The 24,259-nt window shown below is 53.1% G+C and carries 22 protein-coding genes and 1 tRNA gene; 2 read left to right on the plus strand and 21 right to left on the minus strand.

Going from position 1 to position 24,259, the window contains the following annotated elements; all coding sequences use genetic code 11:
• Positions 1–264, plus strand: a 264-nt coding sequence (locus tag BLQ59_RS12655; protein WP_143005318.1) for an IS3 family transposase, incomplete at its 5' end; no start/stop codon positions are given.
• 390 nt (positions 265–654) lie between these two features.
• Here BLQ59_RS12655 and BLQ59_RS12660 read toward each other — a convergent pair.
• The 15 genes from BLQ59_RS12660 to eno form a co-directional block, all read right to left on the minus strand.
• Positions 655–1,521: an NAD(P)-dependent oxidoreductase gene (locus BLQ59_RS12660; protein WP_074573248.1), complete on the minus strand. Its 867-nt coding sequence runs from the start codon at positions 1,519–1,521 to the stop codon at positions 655–657.
• Between the two features lie 102 nt (positions 1,522–1,623).
• Entirely contained in the window at positions 1,624–2,568 is a 945-nt protein-coding gene (locus BLQ59_RS12665; protein WP_074573224.1) for an ABC transporter substrate-binding protein, read from the minus strand.
• 12 nt (positions 2,569–2,580) lie between these two features.
• The gene (locus BLQ59_RS12670) at positions 2,581–4,542 is read right to left on the minus strand and encodes a TonB-dependent receptor plug domain-containing protein (protein WP_074573225.1); all 1,962 of its coding nucleotides are present in this window, start codon (positions 4,540–4,542) and stop codon (positions 2,581–2,583) included.
• Positions 4,543–4,612: 70 nt separating this feature from the next.
• Complete coding sequence (locus BLQ59_RS12675; RefSeq protein ID WP_074573226.1) at positions 4,613–5,356, minus strand: ABC transporter permease; 744 nt, start codon at positions 5,354–5,356, stop codon at positions 4,613–4,615.
• Positions 5,356–6,108 (minus strand): ABC transporter ATP-binding protein, encoded by a 753-nt coding sequence (locus BLQ59_RS12680; RefSeq protein WP_074573227.1) that lies wholly within the window; start codon positions 6,106–6,108, stop codon positions 5,356–5,358. Before BLQ59_RS12680 ends, BLQ59_RS12675 begins: the two co-directional genes overlap by 1 nt.
• Positions 6,109–6,915 (minus strand): ABC transporter ATP-binding protein, encoded by an 807-nt coding sequence (locus BLQ59_RS12685; protein WP_074573228.1) that lies wholly within the window; start codon positions 6,913–6,915, stop codon positions 6,109–6,111.
• A 2-nt stretch (positions 6,916–6,917) separates the two neighbouring features.
• On the minus strand, positions 6,918–7,949 hold the full coding sequence (locus tag BLQ59_RS12690) for a FecCD family ABC transporter permease (RefSeq protein WP_074573229.1): 1,032 nt from the start codon (positions 7,947–7,949) through the stop codon (positions 6,918–6,920).
• Entirely contained in the window at positions 7,949–8,455 is a 507-nt protein-coding gene (locus tag BLQ59_RS12695) for a flavodoxin family protein (protein ID WP_074573230.1), read from the minus strand. The genes BLQ59_RS12690 and BLQ59_RS12695 overlap by 1 nt, the downstream gene beginning before the upstream one ends.
• Positions 8,456–8,464: 9 nt before the next feature.
• Positions 8,465–9,265 (minus strand): energy transducer TonB, encoded by an 801-nt coding sequence (locus tag BLQ59_RS12700; RefSeq protein ID WP_074573231.1) that lies wholly within the window; start codon positions 9,263–9,265, stop codon positions 8,465–8,467.
• 46 nt (positions 9,266–9,311) lie between these two features.
• Complete coding sequence (gene hutW / locus BLQ59_RS12705; RefSeq protein WP_074573232.1) at positions 9,312–10,904, minus strand: heme anaerobic degradation radical SAM methyltransferase ChuW/HutW; 1,593 nt, start codon at positions 10,902–10,904, stop codon at positions 9,312–9,314.
• A 40-nt stretch (positions 10,905–10,944) separates the two neighbouring features.
• Positions 10,945–11,757, minus strand: coding sequence for an energy transducer TonB (locus BLQ59_RS12710; protein WP_081342571.1), 813 nt, complete (start codon positions 11,755–11,757; stop codon positions 10,945–10,947).
• Positions 11,758–11,769: 12 nt separating this feature from the next.
• Entirely contained in the window at positions 11,770–12,174 is a 405-nt protein-coding gene (locus BLQ59_RS12715; RefSeq protein WP_074573234.1) for an ExbD/TolR family protein, read from the minus strand.
• Entirely contained in the window at positions 12,164–12,769 is a 606-nt protein-coding gene (locus BLQ59_RS12720) for a MotA/TolQ/ExbB proton channel family protein (RefSeq protein WP_074573235.1), read from the minus strand. The genes BLQ59_RS12715 and BLQ59_RS12720 overlap by 11 nt, the downstream gene beginning before the upstream one ends.
• Before the next feature lie 19 nt (positions 12,770–12,788).
• The gene (locus BLQ59_RS12725) at positions 12,789–14,882 is read right to left on the minus strand and encodes a TonB-dependent receptor (RefSeq protein ID WP_081342573.1); all 2,094 of its coding nucleotides are present in this window, start codon (positions 14,880–14,882) and stop codon (positions 12,789–12,791) included.
• Between the two features lie 177 nt (positions 14,883–15,059).
• Positions 15,060–16,361, minus strand: coding sequence for a phosphopyruvate hydratase (eno, locus tag BLQ59_RS12730; protein ID WP_074573236.1), 1,302 nt, complete (start codon positions 16,359–16,361; stop codon positions 15,060–15,062).
• Between the two features lie 204 nt (positions 16,362–16,565).
• Between eno and BLQ59_RS12735 the strand changes: the two genes are divergently transcribed.
• Positions 16,566–17,687 (plus strand): GGDEF domain-containing protein, encoded by a 1,122-nt coding sequence (locus BLQ59_RS12735; RefSeq protein WP_074573237.1) that lies wholly within the window; start codon positions 16,566–16,568, stop codon positions 17,685–17,687.
• Positions 17,688–17,982: 295 nt separating this feature from the next.
• Here the strand turns inward: BLQ59_RS12735 and BLQ59_RS12740 are convergent.
• The 6 genes from BLQ59_RS12740 to BLQ59_RS12765 all read right to left on the minus strand — a co-directional run bounded on the left by BLQ59_RS12740 (position 17,983) and on the right by BLQ59_RS12765 (position 24,208).
• A tRNA-Gln gene (locus BLQ59_RS12740) sits at positions 17,983–18,058 on the minus strand.
• Between the two features lie 108 nt (positions 18,059–18,166).
• Entirely contained in the window at positions 18,167–19,849 is a 1,683-nt protein-coding gene (locus tag BLQ59_RS12745) for a phospho-sugar mutase (RefSeq protein WP_074573238.1), read from the minus strand.
• A 99-nt stretch (positions 19,850–19,948) separates the two neighbouring features.
• Entirely contained in the window at positions 19,949–21,286 is a 1,338-nt protein-coding gene (locus tag BLQ59_RS12750; protein ID WP_074573239.1) for an MATE family efflux transporter, read from the minus strand.
• Positions 21,283–22,038 carry a YdcF family protein gene (locus tag BLQ59_RS12755; RefSeq protein ID WP_074573240.1) on the minus strand — a complete coding sequence of 252 codons (756 nt, stop codon included), beginning with the start codon at positions 22,036–22,038 and terminating at the stop codon, positions 21,283–21,285. The genes BLQ59_RS12750 and BLQ59_RS12755 overlap by 4 nt, the downstream gene beginning before the upstream one ends.
• A 296-nt stretch (positions 22,039–22,334) precedes the next feature.
• Positions 22,335–23,651 (minus strand): ATP-binding protein, encoded by a 1,317-nt coding sequence (locus BLQ59_RS12760; RefSeq protein WP_074573241.1) that lies wholly within the window; start codon positions 23,649–23,651, stop codon positions 22,335–22,337.
• A gap of 20 nt (positions 23,652–23,671) precedes the next feature.
• Positions 23,672–24,208 carry a GNAT family N-acetyltransferase gene (locus BLQ59_RS12765; protein WP_074573250.1) on the minus strand — a complete coding sequence of 179 codons (537 nt, stop codon included), beginning with the start codon at positions 24,206–24,208 and terminating at the stop codon, positions 23,672–23,674.
• Between the last annotated feature and the right edge of the window lie 51 nt (positions 24,209–24,259).

Raw genomic sequence — 24,259 nt, forward strand, 5'->3', positions numbered from 1 at the left:
AAGTTGTTCCGCGCCAAAATTGAACAGGCCGGTATGACACAAAGCATGTCCCGTGTAGCACATTGCCTAGACAATGGCCCCATGGAAGGCTTCTGGGGTATCTTGAAGCGCGAGATGTACTACAGGCGCAGATTTACTTCCCGGCAAGAGTTGGTTGAGTCAATAGAGGAATATATAAGATATTACACTTATGACAGACCACAGCGTCATTTAGGCATACGAACCCCAAGTGAGTACCACGAAAAACTGGTTGGAGCTGCATGAAAAAAGCTGCTCGCATTAGTTGCGAGCAGCAATGAATATTTTTATTTTTTTACCTGTCCACTTGACGGGGAGCACACCATCTTGCCCGGCGGCCTTTTCTTATGCTATACTGACGTTTAACGCACACAAAGGGAAGCGGTTAGCCCTCTCCGGAGGGACTGTGACTCTCCGATGACATAGAAATCCCTTTAGGAAAATATGCATGGGAAGGGATGTCTTATGGCATTAGAGTCTGCCATGGCCTTACTGGCTTTTGGCCTCGCCTGTTTTAGCATCGGCTATACAATCGGCAAAGACTTGAATACACGAAAATAACCGCCCCGGTCTGGAAAACTGAGCGGTTAAGTTCGAAACATCATTAATCGGGCTGACTGTTCCGCCGCCTACAATTCACTCTATCCCGTAATAATGCAATAATGCCTGCGTCCCTTTATCTCCCTCTTGCAGCCGTTCCATCTGCCGCACTTCACTGAGTACCTGTGCCAGAACTGGCAGGGCCGCACCATAGGCCGCTGAAGTCTCCGTGCCGATGGCCAGATCCTTGCCGAAATGTTTCAGCATGAAGCCCGGCGCAAAGTCACCGGACAGCCCGCGGCGCACAACGTTGTTCATTTGGAAGCTGCTAGCGGCTCCCGTCGAAATGGCCTGATAGGTCTTTTCCACATCCAGCCCCGAAGCCTTAGCATAGGCATAAGCCTCGCAGGCGCCGGCCAAAGCACCGGCAATGGCAATCTGATTGCAGGCCTTGGCCTTCTGCCCGGCTCCGGCACTGCCCATATGCACGATGTTCTTCCCCATCGCCGTAAATACCGGCTGCAAAGCCGCAAAAGCATCTGCCTCGCCGCCCACGAGAATGGAAAGCGTGGCATTCTTCGCGCCCACATCCCCGCCGGTCACCGGCGCATCTACCGCATGAATGCCCTTGTCCCTGGCTGCCGCAAAGATCTTCTCCGCCAGGATTGGCGATGAAGTGGTCATATCCACCACATAGGCGCCTGCCGGGGCATTGGCCAGAATCCCATCGGCTCCCAGATAGACATCCTCCACGTCTTTGGGATAGCCCACGATAGTGATCACAACATCCTGCCCCTTGGCACAAGCTCCGGGGCTGTCACACCAGATGGCCCCTTTGGCCAGCAGTCCCTCCGCCTTGGCCTGCGTGCGATTGTAAACACTCAGCTTGAAGCCTGCATCCATGAGATGCCCGGCCATAGCCGCCCCCATGATGCCCGTACCGATAAAACCGATATTCTTGATTTCCATGCCCATCGTCCTCCTGCTAATACTATATCGTTGAATACTTCGCCGCGCATAGCAAAAAACCTGCCTGAAACGGCAGGTTCATGTCATAGCGGGTATTCACTGATATAAGTCAGCGGCCAGCACACGCAGCGCTTCGGCTGCTCTTATGCCAGGATTGACGGCGAAAAGGTCATAAGGCAGTATATAGACCTTGCCCTGCTGAACGGCCTTCACGTTCTGCCAGGCCTCACTGCTGGCCAGTTCCTGCCGCATCTTTGTTTCGAGATCTTCCGTCTTGCCGTGCATGATGATGAAGATGACTTCGGGATTTTCCCGGGCCACAAATTCCATGCTGATAGGCAGATAACCGCCCTCCCCTTCGGCCTTGTCGGCGATATTGCCTCCGCCCAGCTCATTCAGCAGACTGCCCGTGAAGCATTTGCCCGTTCCCATATTGAAACTATCAGGCGAACCAAAGACAATGAGGCTCTTGGGCGGTGTTTTTCCCGCCCCCTGCTGCTTGACTTCGTCCATATCCGCGAGCATTTTGACAGCAGCTGCCTGCGCTTTTTCTGCGTGACCTGTAAGCTTACCATAGAATTGCAGCGCTGCAGTCAGCTCTTCCATACTGTCAAGGGATTGAATATAGAGCGGGATTCCCGCCTGGGACAACGTATCCGCCAGATTGGTATGGAAGGGCACATTCGTACCGATGACCAGATCCGGTTCGAGGCTCAGGATCTTCTCCACATCCGGGGAATGAATGATGCCAACCTCTTCGGCCTTTTCCACAGCCTTCATAACCTCCGGTGACAGAGCCTTGGACGTCGCCTTGCCCACGATATCCGCTTCGCCGCCTGCGGCCACATAAAGGTCAATATTGGAAGCATTTAGGATGACCACCCGCTGAGGATGGGCAGGCAAGGTCACTTCCCGGCCCGTACTGTCCGTTACAATACGGACTGAATCCGCTCTGCCGGCGGTCCCTGCCTGCGGCAGCAGGAAAAAGGCTGCTGCCCCGAGCAGGCACAAAAGGGCAAAGATTGCTGTCAATTTGCGCATAAAATCACTCCTTTAGAAGCTGACCTTCACACCGCCGCGCCAGATGCGGCCATCGTAATAGAGCACATCGTTCTTGCGGTTGGTGAGGTTGTTGATACCGAAATAGGCACTGACCGTCTTGTTGAATTTCTTGTTCACTACCAGATTCATGATGCTCTCACCTGTATCTTTGGCGGCACTGCTTTCTGTGTAGTGGTAACCCGTCAGCCAATCATTCCAAAGGGTGGCATCCCATCCATGAGCAGTATCCGCATAGATGAGCTGCAGGGATGTCTTATGACGGGCACGGCCAGTCAGGAACTGATTGGTATTATCGTCCCGGGCATCCAGATAGGTGTAGGTTCCCCGCAGGGTAAACATCCTGCCCAGTTTCTGCTTGGCCTCAAGTTCCAGCCCCTGCACCGTCGCCTTGTCCACATTCTCATAGCGGCCATTAGCCGTGATGCGCATACCAGTGCCCGGAATATAGGCCCGGGTTATGGTGGTATTGAGATTGATCAGATTATCCACCTTGTTATGGAAATAGGTGATTTTCCCTGAGGTATGCTTGCGTTCCGCCTCCAGACCAAGGTCAAAGTTCAGGGATTTTTCCGGTTTCAGATCCGGATTGCCCTGAATATTGACCACCATAACGGACGTAGGCGTATGCTGCCAGTTGAAATACAGTTCCGAAGCCGTCGGCGCACGATAAGCCGAACCCACATTCGCCTTGAAGCGCATATGCTTGCTGAGCTTGTAGGTAGAACCGAGCTTGCCTGTCACTTCATCACCGAAGTCATTGTTATGGTCCCAGCGCACCGAGGGAATCAGCAGCCATTTGTCTGTGGCCATGAATTCATCCTGCAGATACACAGCCCCATAGTGCTGCGAGACTTTGGAGATATTGTTGGCAATCCCCTCCCGCGTGATCGTGCGCATAGAACCGCCATTGATACGGGTGCTTTCGTAATCTTCCTGACGATATTCGCCGCCCACGGTCAGGATATGCTGCTCGCCCAGATTCAGGGTGCGCTTGCCATCCACCACATAGGAGTCAAAGGTCATGTCGTCAAAGCTGTTCAAGGCATGCGTCGTGCGATTGCGGGTACGCTGGTCTTTGTCAAAATGCGTATAGTAAAACTGCATTTCATAGCTGCCCTGCTTATCCTTGCCGGAGTATTTCAGCCCCGTGGAGGTGCGGCGATGGTCATAATCCGTACCGGCCGTTGCCGAATCGATCATATAAAGGTCTTCATACATATGGTCCACAAAGAAATCCAGCTTTTTATTCTTAGCTAGATCCATGCGGCCGTCCAAGCCAATGAAGTATTTATCGCCATGCTGATTCGACGAAGCCCCGCTCATCCGCTTGCGGATATCACTATACTTGCCGTTCAATGCCCAAGCCCATTTGCCATTTTTCCCTAAATCATAGCGAAAACCCAGGTCTTTCTGCCGGGAAGTCCAATCCCCGCTGACAGAACCGCCCTGCGTGCCCGGCTTTTTTGTGATGATGTTGATGACGCCGCCCAGAGCTTCGGAACCATAAAGGGAACTTACCGCCCCGCGTACGATTTCCACCCGTTCCACGTTATCCATATTGACACGCTGGAGCTCGTAGTAGTTCTGCGTCTCACTGGTATTTTCCGTGCGCACCCGGCGCCCATCGATGAGAATGAGGGTTTGATTGGTGTTCATGCCACGGATGGAAGACTGATTCCCCACCATGCCATTTTCCAGCACATTGATGCCCGCAGCCAGCTGCAAAGCCTGCGCCAGGTTCTCGGCCCCCATTTTTTCGATATCCTCCCTGGTGATGACTTCTACGGCAGCAGGCGTTTCCTTTACTTCCTGCTCCGTACGGGAGGCCGTCACCACCACGTCCCTGGTCTGAATGCTGTCTGTGTCTGCGGCATCCGCGTGACCAACAGAAATCGTACCGATTACGGCAGCAGCTAACAATGTGTGTTTTTTCTTGGCAAGTTTTCTGATCATGCAAATCCTCTTTCTCTAAAAATATCAATTAAACGACTATTGCAAGGAACTGATGCACAGTCCCGTATTGCTAAAATTCACTATAGTTATGCACGCGGTAGACGCCATAGCCGTAGACCACAGCCGTCAGCAAAAGCAGAGCTAAAGCCTCTGCCCCTGTACCATCACCGAAACTTCCTGCCTGCAGCAGATGATTAGTCAGGGATAGCGGCAGGAACTGCACCACCTGCCGCACGATGTCCGGCAGATTGGCGATGGGGAAAAATGAACCGCAAAAGAAGGTCATCGGGGTGATGAAAAAATTGATGATGATGGAAAATTGCTCCTGCCCCTTGATGGACAGTCCCACCGCCACCCCGAAAGCCGCAAAGGCAAAGGCAGTAAGCAAAAGCCCCACCAGGCCCGGAAGCGACAACAGCTCCAGCCCGAAGAACAGCTTCGCTGCTATAAAGATCACCGCCGCAGCAGCCAGCGCCCGCACCGTACCCGCCAGCGCAATGCCGAAGACAATGGCACTGTCGCTGATGGGACTCAGGCGCAGGGTGGAAAAATTGCGGTAATAGAATCGGGAAGCGCTGACGGACAGTGCTGTCTGCTGGAAACCATTCATCATGACCGTGATGGCCAGCATCCCCTTGGCCAGATAAGCGAAGTAGCCACCGGCCACCGCCACCCTGTCCCCGAGCCCCCAGCCAAAAGCCAGCAGATAGATCATGGGAAATAGCAGCCCTGAGAAAAGATAGCCCAGGCCGCCAATACGTCGCACGAGCATCTTCATCTCCCGATAGAACACCGCCGAAAATCCCTTGAACATCAGCCCACCTCCTGTACCAGCCGGCCATCTCCGCCATGGGACAGTTCCACGAAGGCCTCGTCCAGACTGAGCTCCCGCAAAGGAGACAGGTACTGGCGGAGTCCTGCGGTCGTCCCCGTATATACCAGCTGGCCACTTCGCAGAAAGGCAATGCTGTCACAGAGTGTTTCCGCTTCTTCCATATAATGGGTGGTCAGCAGCACGGTTTTGCCGGCAGACCGGAGCTGTTTCAGCAGCTGCCAGATTTCTTGCCGCATATCCGGATCCAGCCCCACACTTGGTTCATCCAGAAGCAGGATTTCCGGTTCCGGCAGCATGGCCCGGGCAATCATCGCCCGCCGTTTCATGCCCCCGGAAAGCTTATCGGGGTATTTCTGGCGCCAGCCGCCAATCCGAAAGTGCTGGCAGATTTTCTCCACCTGCTGCCGTGGTTTAGGCAGGCCATAGAGCCTGGCATAGCAGACCATGCTCTGCTCGATGGTCAGTTCACTTTCAAAATTGTTCTCCTGCGGCACCAGACCAATCAGGCGGCGGAAAGCCACGCTGCGCAGGGCAGCCTCCTCCCCCTTGACCAATATCCTGCCGCTGTCAGGCCGGGCCAGCCCGGAAATCAGACGGATCAAGGTGGTCTTCCCTGCTCCGTTTGGCCCCAACATTCCCATAACCGTCCCCTTGGGAATCTTCAGCGACACATTACGCAGGATGCTGCGATTTTTGCGAGAACAATTTACATTCTCAATGATAATTGACATTCAACCCTCCATGCAGACGGCAGCGGGGAAAAATATATGTTCCAGCCTTCCCCGGACTTCCACCGTCCTGATCTCATTTTCGACACCATACAGATTGCGCAGCAGACTGCTGTTGAACACCTCTGCCACAGGACCATCAGCGATGATCTTCCCCGCCTGCAGGGCAACCAGCCGCTGACTGTAGCGGGCGGCCTGATTGAGGTCATGGAGCACCATCAGCACCGTAAGTCCCAGTTCCTGATGCAGCTTCGCCACGATATCCATCAAGGTCAGCTGATGGCGGATATCCAGATAGGTCGTCGGCTCATCGAGCAGCAGGATCTCCGGTTGCTGGGCTAAGGCCAAAGCCAACCTCACCCGCTGCCGCTCCCCACCGGACAGAGCGCCCAAAGGGCGCTGGGCAAACTGCCTGAGCCCCGTCAGCGCCAGAACTTCTGCGCAGATTTTCTCATCTTCCCGCTGAAAGGAACTCCAAAAGCTGCGATGAGGCAGTCGCCCCATGCGCACCACTTCCGCTACAGTCAGATCCAGCGGCAGCATGGCACTCTGGGGCATAAAGGCAATCTTGCGGGCCACCTGCTTTTCCGGCAGCTGCCACAGCTCCTGTCCCAAGAACTCCAGCCTGCCTGCCGCAGGCTTCAGCAACCGGGCCAACGCTTTGAGCAGCGTGGATTTGCCGGAACCATTCGGGCCGATGATGGCCGTGATTTCTGCTCGACGGATGGCCAGGTCTAATCCCTCAGCCACCACCTTATGCCCGTATTCCAGCCGCAGTCCCTGCGCCTGCAGGATGATTTCCTGTTGCATCGTCAATGCCCCCTTTTCAGGCCCTGCTTCAACAGATACAGGAAGAAGGGCGCACCGATAAACGACATGAATACCCCCACAGGGATCTCAATGGGAGCAAAGACCACCCGGGCCGCCACATCAGCCCCGGCCACCAATGCTGCTCCCCACAGGGCAGAAGCCGGCAGGAGATAGTCAAAGTCCGAGCCTGTGACCAGCCGCACCATATGGGGAATGACCAGTCCCACAAAACCCAGCATCCCCGCCGCGCTGACCGCCGAAGCGGCTAAAAGCGCGGCGAGCAGCAAGAGGTACAGGCGAACCCGTTCCACCCTCACGCCCAGGCTTCTGGCTGTATCCTCCCCCATCTGCAACGCATTTAGCCAGCGGCTGCCCAGAAAGGTTCCCGCCAGTCCCAAGAGGGTGTAGGGAAGGACCATCTGCACATGGCTCCAGCTGCGGCCGGCAAAGCCACCGGCCATCCAGTTCACCGTGCCCTGCACACGGTCTGAGTAAAAGACCATCAGTGCCGTCATGGCACCACCAAAAAATGCCGCCACTGCCACCCCGGCCAGAACCATGCGCAGCGGCTGGACACCGTTCTCCCAGGACAGGGAAAAGACCAAGGCCACTGATAAGAGCGCCCCGCCAAAGGCTACGAGCGGAACCAGCGAGGTGCTCTCGGGGAAGATGATCAGCACCACCATCGCCGCCAGCCCTGCCCCTGCGGAAACTCCGATGATCCCAGGGTCCGCCAGAGGATTGCGCAGGATGCCCTGCAGTATGCAACCAGCCAACGCAAGATTGACACCGGTCAGTGCCCCCGTGATCAGGCGGGGCAGACGGATATGGTAAAGAATATTGAAATGTTCGTCCGCCGCCCCGCCCAGCAGGATCTGCCAAACTTCTCCCGGCGTGAACACCGCTGCCCCCTGACAGATGCTGACCAGAATGGCCAGGACCAGTACCACAGCTCCCAGTCCCAAAGCCCAAAGCCGCTTGCCTCTTCGCGGGTGCGCTGTCCTGCTTCCATACTCGCAAACAGCCGCGTCCATCACTGAGCCCCCAGACAAAGCTGGCTGAAATAAGCGCGTGCCGCCGCCAGGTCCTTTTCGTCCGGATGACTGGCGGCACGCTCAATGCGGGCCAGGCGTTCCGGCGTCATGGCATGGGGATGCCCGGCAGGGAACATCTGCTTCATCATTGCCACCATTTCATCCGCCACCTTGCCCTGACAGATGAATCTGCCGACGACCTCACAGCCCTCGCCTAAAAGCGCCGCGCCGTTTTCAAGGCATTTTGCAGCATGTTCTGAATCCGCTTCGGCTCCCAGTGTGGCAAAGATTGCCACCTTCTGATTAACCAAGCCTCCCAGATAGGCTTTCATCCTGGCATCAGCCGTGCCCCGGTCCACCCAGAAGCCCGCGATGACCAGATCAAAACCGGCAGCATCAGGATTTTCCTCCACGGGAACCGGGCAGATATGCAGCGCTTCCCCGATGGCATTGGCAACCTTCCGCGTGTTGCCGGTCTTACTGGAATAGACTAACAGTATTTTCATATTTTCCTCCTATTGCAGATCAAAATGTATGGGCACAGTCAAGGTTATGCTGCGCGCGGCACCATGGGTGAACGGGCAGGAATTTCTGACAGCCTGCATAGCCGCTTTATCCAAAAGACTGCTGCCTGACGAACCGCTGACATAAACGCTTGCCAGACTTCCAGCCTCCGACAGGGTAACGGTTACACTGGCCACACCGGTCTCCCCGCGCTTGATGGCCATATAGGGATATTCCTTATTCGCCTCCACCCGGGCAGCAAAACGGCCGGCAATACTGCCCATGCTTTCCGTCGGAGCAGGTGCCGGCGCTGCTGCGTTGCCTGCAGAATCTATCCCGCCCGTACCGGCTGCGGATGTACCGCCTGAACCTGCAGCATCCGCCGCTGTCCCGCTGCCCGCTGCCGTTCCTGTGCCGTCGCTTTCCCCGAAGCTGCCTTCTGCGGCAGTTCCCGGTATTGCCGCCGGACTTTCCGCTATGGCTGTTTCCAGCCCCTCGTCCGCGGTTATGGCCCGCTGATGCATCATGGGCGCCGCCATAGGATTTTTGATAGCCGGCATGGCAGCAGGACTGCCGCCTGCCTCACCGCCCCCCGTCACCTGACTGACAGAGATCATCTCCACCGCAATCTCCGGCGTTGTCCTGACCGGTTCATCCGCGGTGTAGAATGTCCCCAACAATAGGCAGACGGTGCCAATGCCCACAACATGGCAGATACTGGAGAGTGGCAGCGGTCTTAGGCAAAGCTTCCAACTCAGCCTATGCCCCCTCTTCTGATGAAGATCTTTCTTCACGGACAACGTATAATCCATAGCCCTCTCCTTATTTAATATAAATAATCATTATCAGTAAAAACGATCAGTTTCCTGTTCTCTGCAGCATTTTTTCCCGCATGGCGGGGGGCATGCCTGCGAGCATGCTCTGCAAAGTCTCCTTGCTTGAATGCCGGAGCATCATGCGTACCGCTGCCGGAATCTTACTGACCATTTGCCGGCGTTTTTCCGCCGTACTATCCGGCAGCATCTCCGCCAGGACCTCATCCAGTGCCTCCCCGGCCTTGCCATTGATCTCTTCGGCAGGCGCTTCAGCCTGTTCCTCCCATAGCACCTGCACACATTCCACGAGACTCTGCGTCAGACTGATATACCAGAACTCGCCGGCTTTAGTCAGACGGTAAACACCCAGGTCCTCCTGCAAAAGCCCCCGCTCCTGCCAAAGAGTCAGCACTGTTTCCAGGTCTTCCAGGCGATTATCTGCAATCAGCAGGCGGCGGAAATCCACAAAACCCTTTTCCAGATCACGGATAATATCATCACAGATCCGGCCCAGCTTTGCCTCCACCTGATGGCCAGCCATCATGATGGGCTTTTTGCCTTCTGTCCGGTCGGCCTGATAAGCTGGCAGCGCCCGCTGATTCATGAAACTGATGCCGCCAAAGTGTCCGCCAGCCCCGCAGCCAAAGGCATAGACATCGGCGCCGGCCTTGGCCAGGGTATTATAGAGGCTACGCTCCCGTTTCGTACGCCGCCAGTGACAGAGGCTCAGCCTTTCCACTCCTTCAGCCAACAGATAGTCCCGGGCGGCGATATACATATCCGCCTGCCCCGCAATATCCGTGCAAGGCGGCACCACACCATTCTCTACGGCCTTGGCCAAAGGCCCGCCGGGAAAGATATTGAGCTGATAGAGGTCCATGCCATCCACATCTGCCTCAGCCAAAGTCTTCACATCCTCCAGCCACATAGCCAAAGTCTGCCCCGGCAGGCCATAGATCAGATCCACGATTACCGTCACATCATAGCTTTTCAAAAGCCGCAGCCGCCGCAATACCTCTTCCCGGGTATCAATGCGGCCAATACGCTGGCGCAGAGCGGTATCAAAGGACTGTACACCCAAAGAAATACGGTTGACACCATATTGCAGCCAGGTCTCGATCTTTTCGGGCACCAAATCATGGATGCGCCCTTCTAAGGTCACTTCGCAGAACTGTGTCAGACAAAACGATTGCTGCAAGGTTTGCAGCAAAGCTGCTACATTGGCCGGCGACAGGGATGTCGGCGTACCGCCGCCAATGAAAACAGCGTCAATGGGGGTTCCCTGTAACTGCGTTGTCTGCGCCTCAGCCCTGATTTCCGCCAGCAGATGCTGGATATAAACATCTTCCACCTCCTGCCTGCTGGCATTCTGGTAAAATCCGCAGTAGAGGCATTTGGTCTGACAGAAGGGAATATGGATGTAGAGCGCATGCTGACGGCTCATATCAGCCTGCTTTCCCAAAGCCGCCTGATAAGCATCCTGCTGGCGTCCCTGCTCGAGGGGCGCGCCGATCAGCCCCGCATGGACCACCCGCTTGCTGGCAAAAGCCTGATGCAGCGGATCTGCAGTTTCCCTGCCCAATAATACTGCCCGCTTCTCTGGCGTCAGTTCCGCCAGATATGTTCCTAACTTCATAACTTTCGTTCTCCTGTTGATCATTTCTATCCATGATTATTTACGGCTGAAAAATCACGTGTTTCTCAAAGGGCACACGAATATTGACGCCCTGATAATAAATCGGGGCAAAACGCATACTCCAAAGTGCCTCCTGCGCCGCTTCACGGAAGCCAAGCTTCGGCGGGCTGTTCAAAATGGTCACGCTTTCCACGCTGCCATCCAGCCCCACCATAATCCTGGCCACCACTTCCACCACATTGCTATAACCAATACTGCGGGCTTCCTCGGGATAAACCGCATTGGCATCCCGCAGTAATTGATAGTCTATCCCTGCAGCACTGGCGGCAGTATAGGTGCCATCACCATTAGGTGTAAAACCTGCGCCCAGTCCCTGGGATGTCCCCGTACCGCTGCCGCCGGTTCCCTCAGCACTGCCACTGCCGTTATCTCCGTCCGTACTGCCGCCATTCGCGCCAACACCAGCAGAGCCTTTGCCGTCCACTTCTGCCCCTGTTGAAGCTGCATCTATTGCCGCGGTGGCTTCTTCAACAGCGTTTTCTCTGTCAGCAGCTGAAACGGCAGGATTGCTGGCGGCTTCAGCTGAATGTCCCCGCAGGCTTTGCAGTTTTTCCACCGCTGCCACGGAGGCCGTTTTTATCGCCGGCCCCATTTTAGGGGCTTCGCCGCCAGCTTCCGAGCCGCCTGCCATACTGGCCACTGCAGTTTCCGCTACAAAGCCCACCTCAATAGCAGGCTTCTCCTCCGGCTCGCCTGACAGCCAGCCCAGCCCTGCAAATGCCAGAAGGGCAATGAGCAGGCCATGAACACCTGCCGCCAACCCCAGATAATAATTCCAACTTCGCTTTCTCATCCCATCATCCCATCATCCTTTGGTATCTGTCGCAATATACACCTTGCTGATACCGAGATTCTTGATCATATCCATGACCTGTACTACTTTGCCATAATCAGCGGCCGCATCTCCGCGCAGGATAACGGACAAATCTCCCTGCTGCTTTTTTTCCCAGAGACGGCTCTCCAGATCAGCAAGTTTCATCTTTTCCTGTTCATAGTAAACGGCCCCGTCAGCAGTGACGGTGATGGGAATATTCTCCACCATGCTGACTTTAGCTGTAGTGGCCTGCGGCAACGTCAGCGGCACACTCTTCTGCACCACCATGGTCAGCATGCTCATCATAAAGAACACCAACAGGAAAAAGATGATATCAATCATCGGAATGATCATCAGGCGTGGTTTTTCCTCATTAGTAGTCAGATCAATGCGCATCGTCACTACCCTCCGCCGCTGCATACATCATGGACACATATTCCACATCAGCAATGATGTTATTGGCCTTGTGCGAAAGGCAGGCATAGAGACACAGCGCCAGTATCGCGACCAAAAGCCCCGTAGCCGTAGCAATCAGCGCCTCACCCACACCACCGGTGATGGCAAAAGGTTCCCCATCGGCCACATTCAACACGGAAAAGGACTGGATCATGCCCGTAACTGTGCCCAGCAGCCCCAGCAGCGGTGCCATAGTCACAATCACGCTCAGGTATTCCAAATACTGCCTGAGGTCCAGCGCCTTGCGCTTGGCCGCCGCACATACCACTTCTTCCCGGCTGCCAAATTTTTCTTCTTCCATGGCGGTAAGGATAACTTCTCCGGGCGCCCCCGCCATCCTGCAGAGATTTTCGGCCTGCTCCCTGTTGCCGGACTGCAAAAGTTCATGGATCTGACCGGAAAAATCCTCCACCTGCAAACGTTCCTTACGATAGTAAGCGAAACGCTCAAACGCAATAGTCACCGCAATGATAGACGCCAGCATGATGGGATACATGACCAGACCGCCCTTTTGAAACAATGCAAAAAACTCCATGATGATTCTCCTTTACTATTTAAAACTTATAATTCATGCCCACAAAGTAAGTACGTTCAGATCCGGGTACCAAGGTAGCCGTAGCACCACCAGCCGAATCGTATTCATAGTAGTCCTTGCCAAGAACGTTGCTCACACCGCCGTACCAGGCCATATCCTTATTCTGCTGAAACTTGAAACTCAAATCCAGGAGTCCATAAGAATGGACGACATTGCCGTCTTCATGACGGTCACTTTCCTTGATAAAGTTATTGTACTTACCAAAGAATGTATACTTGGCATTGACACTCCACTGCTTGTCAAATTTGTAATCAGCAGAGAGCAATACCTTATGCTGAGGCACGGCCTTCAGCCCACTATTGGTAAAGTCAATCTCATTCGCGCCATGAGATGCCATCAGGGAACGGCCCTGAGCAGTATAATCCCTGCGCCCATGCAGATAAGTGTAACCTTCCTGCAGGTGCAGCTTACCCAATCTCTGGAAAAAACTGGTTTCCACGCCCCGACGCTTGGTATTGTACATGTTATAAGTCTTGTACTCCCAGCCATATGCTCCCTTGAAATAAGGCCGCTCCAACTCGTTATTGGTTTCTGAAGCGAATAGTGTCAGGCTCACCGTGGAAATGCCCCATTTATCCCTCAGACCCATTTCCCAAAGATTATAACGTTCCTCCTGTGCGCTTGTTGCCGCATAGACTTTTTTACTTCTGTCCGAATACACCTCGTCACAGATCTGCAAGCCATCCGGACTTGTATAACCACGCTCATAACGCAGGAACACCTTGCCCAGATCACTATAGTTATAACCTACAGAAAGTTCCCCGGCTGTATTCCACCGGTTGGATGAATCTACTCCGCCTATGGGACGAGTTGCCGTGCCGCCATCCTTATCAAATTTCCAGATCAGCTTTTCCCGCCGCAGTCCCTGTGTATAAGTAAAACGTCCACGTTTCATCTTATTTAGCAGATACAAAGCTTCCGTGGTCTTATCGTAGTTGAAATCCATCAACTTGCCCTTAGCCGTGGTTTTATACTTCAAATGGGATTCCTGTTCAAACAGATCCAAGCCGAGCAACAGTGAATCCTGTTTGCCATAGGCCCAGTCCAGACGCATGCGCGAGCCATAAGATTTCGTCTTCATCTTCCCGTCAAAGAATTTCGTATTGGTATAATAACCATCCGTATAAAAGAAATCCCCGCTGTACTTCAGCTTCCTGCCGAAATTCTGGTTATAACTCATATTGTAAGTGTTCAGCAAACGATCACCATTCAGGTAATCACTGGCCTTATCCGGCCGGTAGTTATGACCATATTTATCAATCTTCCAGCGGCTCACATTCTGCAGGAACTTACTGTCCTCATCCAGATGGCTGTAACGGAAAGCAATACTATGATCCTTATCCGCATCATAGCGGAATCCACCATAGGCATAATTGCTCTTGCGGTAGGTGTCAACAAAGAATAGATCACGATCCAGACGGGCAAAACCAGCCTGTACAGCCATCTTGTCTCCTGCCCTGGTGCCAAAATTCACGCTGGCCCGGTAACCATCGGAATTCCACTCCGTATTGACGCTGCTTTGCGGCTTCTGTAAAGAACGCAGATTCGTCGTGATATTGATAATGCCGCCAGCGGCACCGCTGCCGTAAATCACCGAACCGCCGCCAGGGATGATTTCAATCTTTTCAATCTGCTCCACAGGCACATAGTCATAGTTATTGGGCAAGGGATGATTCACCATGGTCGTAACAGGCGCGCCATCCACCAAAACCTGAATATTGCGGGTTGCCTGATCACTTCCCTGGCCCCTTATATCAACCTGGCCCCAGCCTGTAGCCCCCACATTGATGCTCGGCTGGTCCTTCAGCACATCTGAAATGCTCTTATAGCCCTTCTCCTCCATATCCTTTTTCGTGATCACGATAATCTGCTTCGTATCCCGCAGCTTTTCTACCTCCACATAGCCCGGCCGCACATAACTGTCATTCAGGCGAATGGTTTCCTTAACAGTATTTTCTGCCGCTGCAACAGTCCCCATATCTGCCGCCCAAACATTACTGACTGCCAAAATCCCCAGAGCGATAAGCCCCGCCAACTTCCTGCTTTTCGTCATTCTCTAATCATCCTCCAAAAATGAATTCAATTCATAATTGAATTCTATTCATAATTGATAATCATTATCAATTGCACGTTGACTATATTATCAGCATTGATTATTATTGTCAATACCAGCTAAAAAAAAAGAGCAAACCCGGCCTGTGAGCAGGGTTTGCTTGCTTGCAAATATCCGTTATTTCGTATGGTTGAAGGCTTTCATGCCTGCATAAACGGCACTTTCCCCAAGCTCCTCCTCAATGCGCAGGAGCTGATTATACTTGGCTACGCGTTCGGAACGGGAAGGCGCGCCCGTCTTGATCTGATCCGTATTCAGAGCTACGGCCAGATCGGCAATGGTAGTGTCTTCCGTTTCACCGCTGCGATGGGACACGATGGCTGTATAGCCGGCCTTATGCGCCATCTTGATGGCTTCAAGCGTTTCAGACAGCGTGCCGATCTGATTGAGCTTGATCAGGATGGAGTTGCCGCTGCCGCCTTCGATGCCTTTGGACAAACGTTTGGTATTGGTCACGAACAGGTCATCACCAACCAGCTGTACCATGCCGCCAAGTTCTTTAGTCATCTGCTGCCAGCCTTCCCAGTCCTCTTCGTCAAGGCCGTCCTCAATAGAGTAAATGGGGTATTTCTCCACCAAAGACTTCCAATGAGCGATGAGTTCTGCAGATGTGAATTCCTTGCCGGATTTGGGCTGCTTGTAATGCCCCTTGCCCTTCTCGCTCTTCCATTCCGAGCTGGCTGCATCCATGGCAAGCACGAAATCCCTGCCCGGCTCATAGCCTGCATTGCGGATGGCCTGCAGAATGTGCTCAATCGTGTCTTCATCCGAAGCCAGATCCGGTGCAAAACCGCCTTCATCCCCCACCGAAGTGGCTTTGCCTTCTTTTTTCAGGAGTGCCTGCAGCGCATGGAAAACCTCCGTGGACCAGCGGAGGCCCTCCCGGAAGCTCGGCGCACCGGCCGGCATGATCATGAATTCCTGTGTATCGACGGAATTGGTTGCATGAGCACCGCCATTCAGGATATTCATCATCGGTACCGGCAAATGATTGCCCGCTAAACCGCCCAGGAAACGATACAATGGAATATCCTGCGCAGCAGCTGCCGCCTTGGCTGTCGCCAATGATACAGCCAATATCGCATTGGCACCCAGATTGGATTTGTCCTCGGTGCCATCGAGCGTCAGCATGGCAGCATCTACAGCATAGATATCCGCTGCATCCATCCCTTCTACTGCCGGAGCAATCCTCTCGTTGATATTCTCCACGGCCTTGGACACACCCTTGCCGCCAAATTTGCTCTTGTCACCATCCCGCAGTTCCAGCGCCTCGAACTCACCGGTGGATGCACCACTGGGCGCTGCTGCCCGGCCTACGGAACCATCCGCCAGCGTCACTTCTGCCTCAACCGTCGGATTTCCACGGGAATCAATGATTTCCCGGCCAATGACCTGCATGATCTGTAAATAATCTTTCATAAAATAATGCCTCCTCTCAATTCTCCTCTTATTATAGCTTGTCGCGGATTTTATTGCAAGTTATTATCATTATCATTTTGCTTTATGATATTTTCTTTTATCGACACAATTAGTTCTTTAGTCCTATTTTTAACTTGCAAGCGGCTTATTGAATTGTTATAATTGAATATAGTTTACGGAACAATGTAGTTTAAGGAGTTTCTTATGGCAGAACCGTATGCGGTCATTCCCAGCCATTTCAATCCCACCGTATACGAAGCATTAGAATCAGCAGATAACGTTATATTTTTCAAATGGGACTTGACCGACGACACATTTAAAATTCGGGAAACCGAGACAAAGCACCGCTATGACCTGCCTGACAGTTTTTCCCGCGCCTCTACACGCTTAACGCTGAATGGAATTGTTCATCCGGACGATGCCGGCATGTTGGAATACTATATGCATCGCATCTATCAGAACCACCCCGCAGGCAGGCAGCGACACCAGTTGTCCGCCCGCTTACGCTTGCGCAGCAGCAAAAGGCCACAGTGGTTATGGTCGGAAATTCATCTTGTTACCTATTATCAGGGACAGCGGCCTATGGTAGCCTTCGGCAACATCCGCAACATCCAGGCAGAAAAGCTTTGGCAGGAACGTGTCTGCCGCCGGGCCAACACCGATGAGATGACCGGCCTGCTCAGCAAGGGCGCAGTCAAGACCCACATCCGGGCCGCCCTGCGAAAGATGTGCCCGCAAAAAGACACGGCTACCCTGTTGATTGTCGATGCTGATGATTTCAAAGCGGTAAATGATAACTTCGGGCACCTCTTTGGCGATGCCGTCCTGCGGGAAGTTGGACAGGCCATAAACAAAAATTTCCGCCAAAGCGATATCAAAGGTCGCATTGGCGGAGATGAGTTCGTCATCCTGCTGCCAGGTATGGACAGTCCAGAAATCCTTAAGCGGCACTGTCTCGGACTATGCCGCCGGCTCTACCGGGTATTCCACAACCAGGATAAAAGCCAGAGTTTTTCGATCAGCGTGGGTGCAGCCCAGTATCCTATCCATGGAGAAAGTTACACCGAGTTATTCAGCCATGCTGATCATGCCCTCTACGAAGCCAAGCGGCGGGGAAAGGGGCAGTATGTGCTTTATCAGGCGGACATGTCAGAAACCGCCTCTGGCATCAGCGGCTGCAATGTGGATACTATCAACGCCCTGCAGCCGGAACAGACACCACAGATGGAAACCATCGAAGACCTTCTGCAGCGTCTGGAAAATATGCAGCACACTATTGATTGTATGGGGAAGATGATGTGTGCGCTGCTCAAGACCAGTAATTAAAAACAGCACATTATAACAAACATAAAAAATAGACACCAGGCGCTTTTGGGGAAATGCTGCCTGGTGTCTTTTTTCGCTGCGAACTGGGGAAGCTCGCGTTTGGCAAAGCTCGTTGAAGTTTGGGGAAGGAACCTTGCCGAACAAACACTACGCTCTTATTATAAAATATATACCGAATAGGAATACTGTAAGTTTTTACAAAAATAAAAAGTTATACTGTATAAATTTACAATGTCGGTCCCCCAAATATGCAAGCACAAAAAAGCGCCGCAATCTGCGGCGCTGTGATTTCATATGGCAGGGGTAGCTGGACTCGAACCAACGCATGCGGGATTCAGAGACCCGTGCCTTACCAACTTGGCGATACCCCTGTGTCTTGCGCTATCGCGCTATCAACAATAAATATTATAGCGATAAGGCAAGATCATGTCAAGTCTTTTTTAATATTTTTTTGATACACCCAAGTCTTTTTTCAATTATCAGGACAGATACGGCTTTACGGCTGCAGCCATCGCATCTTTAGCAGCCTGTGCTTCAGCCAAGTCTTTGCCCTTGGTCGTGTAATAAGCCTTGATCTTTGGTTCCGTGCCGGACGGGCGGATAATCACGGAAGAACCATCTTCCATCTCGTAAGTGAGTACATTGGCCTTGGGCAGTCCCGTAGCAGCGGTATCGAGATAGTCGATTACCTTGGCTACCTTCTTGCCAGCCAGGTCCTTGATGGGATCCTTGCGCAGATTCTCCATCATACCCTTCATCTTGTCCATGCCGGACAAACCGGGGAATTCAAAGCTGTCTACCTTGTTGAGGTAACGGCCATACTGCTGATAGATCTCTTCCAGACGCTGTTTGATGGAAGAACCCTGGCTGCGGTAGTAAGCAGCCATCTCGCAGATCAGCATGGAAGCCACGACTGCATCCTTATCGCGCACATAGGGACCAGCCAGATAACCGTAGCTTTCCTCAAAGCCAAAGATAAAGCGTTCCACTTCGCCCTTGTTTTCAAGGCCTAAAATCTGATCGCCAATCCATTTGAATCCCGTCAGCGTATGGCGCAGCTCTACGCCATAGTGTTTGGCCACGGCATCGGCCAGCGGCGTAGAAACGATGGATTTCACCGCTACCGGGTTCTTGGGCATTGTGCCCTTTTCCTGACGGCCAGCGCAGATATAGTCAAGCAGCAGTACGCCCATCTCATTGCCGGACACCAGCTCATAAGAGCCATCCGGGCACTTCATGGCGATACCCACACGGTCAGCATCCGGGTCGGTAGCCAGCATCAGGTCTGCATCCTCTTTCTTGGCCAATTCCACACCTTTTTCCATGGCAGCGAGGATTTCCGGGTTCGGATAGGAGCAGGTCGTGAAATAGCCATTGGGGTATTCCTGTTCCGGTACAATCGTCACATCGTCAATGCCGATATCGCGCAGCACGCGGGTAACGGGCACCAGACCGGTACCGTTGAGCGGGGAGTAAACCAGCTTCAGGCCAGCCGTCTTGCAAAGTCCCGGACGCACCTGGCAGGCTTCGATATTTTCATAAAGACCTTCCTTGCAGTCTTCCCCGACAAACTTGATCAGGCCTTTTTCCACACCTTCAGCAAAGGACATGTACTTTGCACCGGTCAGCACATCGGTCTTTTGGATGGCATTGTAAACCACATCAGCAGCATCGTCTGTCATCTGGCAGCCGTCCGGACCATAAGCCTTGTAACCATTGTACTTGGCGGGATTATGGCTGGCCGTCACCATGATGCCGGCATTTGCTTTATAGAAACGGGTGGCAAAGGAAAGCGCCGGTACCGGCATGGGTTCATCATAGATGCGGACATGGATGCCATTGGCTGCCAATACGCCTGCAGCCTCTTTAGCAAAAGTCCAGCCCTTAAGGCGCGTATCATAGCTGATGGCTACCGTCTGGGTGCCGCCCTCGCCCTTCACCCAGTCAGCCACGCCCTGCGTAGCCTGGCGCACCACCCAGATGTTCATGCGATTGGTACCAGCCCCGAGCGTACCACGCAGGCCCGCCGTACCGAACTGTAAAGATGCCGCAAAACGCTCTTTAATGGCTTCATCATCACCTTCAATGTCCCGCAACTCTTTCCCCAGGTCGCAGTCAATCAGGTCAGCCCCCAGCCAGCGTTTGTATTCATCTTGATACATAATAAATCCACCCTTCTTGATAAAACTTGAGTCAATATATATTATATATACAACAAGGCAGGATAAAAATCCTGCCTGCAATTAATTATTATTTTATTTTCAAGCGTATTTTCTTCTAAAAGTCCTTCGTGTCCAGAAGAACGCGATTGCCAAGGGAATACACGAACCAGCCCAAGCCATGGGATTGGCTACGCAGGCGCCGAAGTAGCCCCAGATCTCACAGAGGAAGATGGCCGCTCCGGCACGCATCAGGAGCTCCATTATGCCGGCAATGGTGGGCACTACGCTTTGGCCCAGGCCCTGCAGGGTATAACGGAAGATAAAGAGCAGCGAGAGTATCCAGTAGGTCGAGCCGTTGACAATCAGATACTCATGGCCCATGGCCACGACTTCATCCTGCCCCTGCCCCACGAAAAGTTCCATGATAAACGGCCCGGAAAGAATCAGGATCACGCCAGCAAGTATGCTGAACCCCACGGACATATAGCTGCACTTCTTCACGCCTTCGGCAATGCGGTCATATTTCTGCGCACCGTAATTTTGCGCCGTATAAGCCGCCATCGCAAGGCCGAAGGACATCATGGGCATCAGCGCGATGGAGTCCACCTTCTGTGCCGCCGCATAAGCTGCCACGGCCGTCGGTCCGAGATTGTTGAGCGCCACCTGCAGGATGACCGCCCCGATGGCAATGATCGAGGACTGGAAGCCCATGGGCAGCCCCAGATTGAGATGGGCTTTCAAAACCGGCCAGCTAAGCTGCCAATCCTCACGATAAGTCCTGAGCACCGGCACTTTCTTGCAGATATAGATATAGCAGATGACGTTGCCAAGGAACTGCGCGACGATCGTAGCTAATGCCGCACCGGGAATGCCCCAGCCCAGCACCAGGATGGCCACCGGCTCCAGGATGATGTTGATGATCAGTGCCGTCGCCAGGATCACAGTCGGCATCCGGCTGTCCCCGAGCGCCCGCAAGAGATTCGTCTGCGTCTGCAGGCACACGAACATGATGATACCGCCACAGACGATACTGATGAAACTATACGCCCCTTCGATGATCTCGGGCGGCGTCTGCATCCAGATCAGGAAGTAACGGCACAGGCTGACACCGACAATGGTCAGCACCACCGCTTCAAGAAATGACAGCACCGCACAGGCTGCCGCACTCTGCCGCACGCCTTTATAGTCTTTTGCCCCATAGCGCTGCCCCGTATAGATCGTGATGCCTGTCGAAAAACCAATCACGAAGCCCAGCATCAAGAACATCAGGCTGCCCGTACAGCCTACTGCCGCCAACGCCTCCACGCCCAGAAAACGCCCGACGATCAGTGTGTCCACGAAAGCATACAACTGCTGAAATATATTGCCCGCAATCAGGGGCAGGGTAAACATCAGGATCAGCCGTGCCGGGCTGCCTTCTGTCAGATTTTTTGTCATTCAAGATACCTCGTAACCAAAGCCCGCAAAACCTCCTGCAGGACGATCACATTATCATCCAATGCGCTGACGCTGGGCTTCAATTTATTGTAATGAAAATCATGGCGGGTATTCACCCGGTAATCGGCAGGATAAGCCGTAACCTCCATCCCGCATTTGTTGAAATTCAACACGGAACGGCGCATATGAAAAGCTGAAGTCACCAGGATCGGCTTTTTCAGCCCTTTTTCCCGCATGATTTCCGTGGAGAACTGCGCATTCTGTGTTGTGTTGATGCTGCGTCCCTCCACGATGATCTTATCCTCCGGCACACCAAGGTCCATCAGGATGCGTTTGGCAATCACCGCTTCCGGCCCGGAATCACTGTATACCTGCCCCCCGGAAAGGATGATGGGCAGATCAAGCTTGCGTTGCAGCCTTACCGCCGTAAGCAGGCGATTAGCCGGCGAAGAACAAAGCGTGCCCTGCCCGCTCACGTCCGGCGTATCCGGATAGGCCCCTCCGCCCAGCATGATGATCACATCCCCTTGCGGATTTGCCGGTGGCTCATAAGCAGATTCCAGCGCCCCCATAACCCGTTCCGATACCAACGGGGTGCACAAAAGGTAAAACACCAATACCAAAGCAGCAAGCACACCAGCCAGCCCCTTTTCTCTTTTTTTATACAGCCGCCAGGCTGCAAACCATAACCCCAGGAAAAATATTCCCGGTGGCAATATCCAGGCGGCCCCAAACTTCAGCAAATAAACCATTTTAATCTTTTCGTCCTCATGTTATAATACTTCTCAAGCAGTTGATGAGCCGGCTTTCCCCCTTGGGGAGGTGGGAGCCATGACGCTATATGAAAAGCTTTCGTTATTCGTTGCTATTCTGACGCTGATTGTCTCTATCCTTGGATTGTTTAAGTAACTTAGCATGAAAAAAGCCGCCCATGCGGCACATGGCGACCTTTCTCCAAACAAACTATTCAATAAAGCAGGGAGAGTCGACGTTACCACACATCAACTGTCCTTTTTGTTATTTCCAATTATACATCATTACTTTTTTTTTAGCAAGTTTTCCCCGCGCTCAAAAGCGAATTAATATACTGCTGAGCCGCCCGGCCGGACAGGCCGGAATGACTCATCTCCCATTTGACTGCACCTGCCCGCAGTTCTTCGGTGGAAAGCGTTATCTCGGGGTGGCGGGCCGCCAGTTTTTCCACAATCGTGAAGTATTCCTTCTGATTGGGCTTGAAGTAGCCGATGGACAGGCCGAAGCGGTCAGCCAGCGAGAGTTTTTCCTGCACCGTATCGTTCTGATGCAGATCCGGATCGATAAAGTCCGGCCGGTCATCCGTACGCTCCTTGATCAGATGGCGGCGGTTGCTCGTCGCATAGATCAGGATATTGTCAGGCTTGACCTCCAGCCCGCCTTCAATGACGGCTTTGAGGTATTTGTACTCGATTTCAAATTCTTCAAAGGACAGATCATCCATATAGATGATGAACTTGTAATTGCGATTCTTGATGCGGGCAATGATGCGCTGCAGGTACTTGAACTCATGCTTGTAAACTTCAATCATGCGCAACCCCTGGTCGTAATACTCGTTGAGGATTGCCTTGATGCTGGTGGACTTTCCCGTCCCGGCATCACCGAACAGCAGCACATTATTCGCCTTGCGCCCCTGCACGAAGGCCTCGGTATTCGCCGCCAACCGTGCTTTCTGGCTCTCATAGCCCACGATATCAGTCAAGCGGATATCTCCGGTGGTGGTAATGGGCTCCAATAGTTGTCCCGTCACCTCGATTTCCGGTGACACGCGGAAGGCCTTATTGAGGCCCAGCATGCCTACACCGTATTTCGCATAAAAGTCCGTCACCACTTTGTACATGGCAGACGCATCTTTGGCGCCATCAATCGACAACGTCAGTTCCCGTACCTTTTCGCTGACACTTTTATTGTAGATCTGCGCCGGCTTAGCCACTGCCTGATAATCGCTGATGATGCTGAAGCAGTTCAGCCCCAGGGATTTTTCCAACGGCGAAAAATCATAATCCCAAAGCCGCTTGAAAATATAAAAGTCATTCTCGGCAAAGGCCTGCACACTGCCCTCCACGGCTCTCCGCTTTTCGCAGACCAATGTGAATGGTGCTTCGCTGCTGGCCAGCAAAAAAGCCAGATAGCAATGCCATAAGTTGCCGTCAAAGCCGTAGCGGGTAGCCACATCCAGCAGGCGGTTCACCTCGGTGAGCACCAATCCTCGCAACTCTGCCGTTTCATAGGCCTCAGCCTGAAAGCTCTGGCAGATATCTGCCAGGCGCCACAAGATAGCATCCTTGGGAAAATTACGATAGATAACCAGTCCAGCCGTCAGATTGTACATAAATATCCCCCATTCTTCACTTATAGCTCCAGGCCAGCCTCCTGCCGTGCCGCATATTCCCGGTCCAGAATTCCCAGGATCACCAGATTTTCATAGACACCATTCGTCAGGATGGTTTCCCGGATCAGGCCTTCCCGCACCATGCCTTCGCTTTCATACAGATGCAGGGCACGCTCGTTGTAATCCTTGCAATCCAGCCAGGCCCGGTGGAACTTTTTCACCGTGAAGCACCATTTCTTGATCAGCTTCATGGCCTCATGTCCATAGCCTAACCCCTTCTTGCCGATGATTACGTGTGTCCATTCCATTTCCTTGGCATCGGTCTTGAGCCCCGCTACCAGAAAATATCCCACCTTTTCTCCTGTGGCGATTTCCTCCACGATCACATCCAACGAGGCCTCGCCTTTGGTCATGACGCTTTCATGGAACTCCCGGTCAAAGGGCACGATATAAGGAATGTTATCCTTGGCGTATTCCAAATCGATGATATAGTCAAGATCTGCCGTATCCGCCCGACGCAAACGCAATCGCGGGCCAGCAATCAATATTTCTGCCATAAATGCCACCATCCTTCTCAACCTAAGATAATTTTAACACCGACACGAACG

The organism is Pseudoselenomonas ruminantium (assembly GCF_900104055.1).
Classification (GTDB): domain Bacteria; phylum Bacillota; class Negativicutes; order Selenomonadales; family Selenomonadaceae; genus Selenomonas_A; species Selenomonas_A ruminantium_C.

Bases quoted from the DNA above. Each gene is read 5' to 3' on its own strand.
- BLQ59_RS12665 (WP_074573224.1), bottom strand. From the start codon at position 2,568: ATGCGCAAATTGACAGCAATCTTTGCCCTTTTGTGCCTGCTCGGGGCA.
- BLQ59_RS12670 (WP_074573225.1), bottom strand. From the start codon at position 4,542: ATGATCAGAAAACTTGCCAAGAAAAAACACACATTGTTAGCTGCTGCC.
- BLQ59_RS12675 (WP_074573226.1), bottom strand. From the start codon at position 5,356: ATGTTCAAGGGATTTTCGGCGGTGTTCTATCGGGAGATGAAGATGCTC.
- BLQ59_RS12680 (WP_074573227.1), bottom strand. From the start codon at position 6,108: ATGTCAATTATCATTGAGAATGTAAATTGTTCTCGCAAAAATCGCAGC.
- BLQ59_RS12685 (WP_074573228.1), bottom strand. From the start codon at position 6,915: ATGCAACAGGAAATCATCCTGCAGGCGCAGGGACTGCGGCTGGAATAC.
- BLQ59_RS12690 (WP_074573229.1), bottom strand. From the start codon at position 7,949: ATGGACGCGGCTGTTTGCGAGTATGGAAGCAGGACAGCGCACCCGCGA.
- BLQ59_RS12695 (WP_074573230.1), bottom strand. From the start codon at position 8,455: ATGAAAATACTGTTAGTCTATTCCAGTAAGACCGGCAACACGCGGAAG.
- BLQ59_RS12700 (WP_074573231.1), bottom strand. From the start codon at position 9,265: ATGGATTATACGTTGTCCGTGAAGAAAGATCTTCATCAGAAGAGGGGG.
- hutW (WP_074573232.1), bottom strand. From the start codon at position 10,904: ATGAAGTTAGGAACATATCTGGCGGAACTGACGCCAGAGAAGCGGGCA.
- BLQ59_RS12710 (WP_081342571.1), bottom strand. From the start codon at position 11,757: ATGAGAAAGCGAAGTTGGAATTATTATCTGGGGTTGGCGGCAGGTGTT.
- BLQ59_RS12715 (WP_074573234.1), bottom strand. From the start codon at position 12,174: ATGCGCATTGATCTGACTACTAATGAGGAAAAACCACGCCTGATGATC.
- BLQ59_RS12720 (WP_074573235.1), bottom strand. From the start codon at position 12,769: ATGGAGTTTTTTGCATTGTTTCAAAAGGGCGGTCTGGTCATGTATCCC.
- BLQ59_RS12725 (WP_081342573.1), bottom strand. From the start codon at position 14,882: ATGACGAAAAGCAGGAAGTTGGCGGGGCTTATCGCTCTGGGGATTTTG.
- eno (WP_074573236.1), bottom strand. From the start codon at position 16,361: ATGAAAGATTATTTACAGATCATGCAGGTCATTGGCCGGGAAATCATT.
- BLQ59_RS12735 (WP_074573237.1), top strand. From the start codon at position 16,566: ATGGCAGAACCGTATGCGGTCATTCCCAGCCATTTCAATCCCACCGTA.
- BLQ59_RS12745 (WP_074573238.1), bottom strand. From the start codon at position 19,849: ATGTATCAAGATGAATACAAACGCTGGCTGGGGGCTGACCTGATTGAC.
- BLQ59_RS12750 (WP_074573239.1), bottom strand. From the start codon at position 21,286: ATGACAAAAAATCTGACAGAAGGCAGCCCGGCACGGCTGATCCTGATG.
- BLQ59_RS12755 (WP_074573240.1), bottom strand. From the start codon at position 22,038: ATGGTTTATTTGCTGAAGTTTGGGGCCGCCTGGATATTGCCACCGGGA.
- BLQ59_RS12760 (WP_074573241.1), bottom strand. From the start codon at position 23,651: ATGTACAATCTGACGGCTGGACTGGTTATCTATCGTAATTTTCCCAAG.
- BLQ59_RS12765 (WP_074573250.1), bottom strand. From the start codon at position 24,208: ATGGCAGAAATATTGATTGCTGGCCCGCGATTGCGTTTGCGTCGGGCG.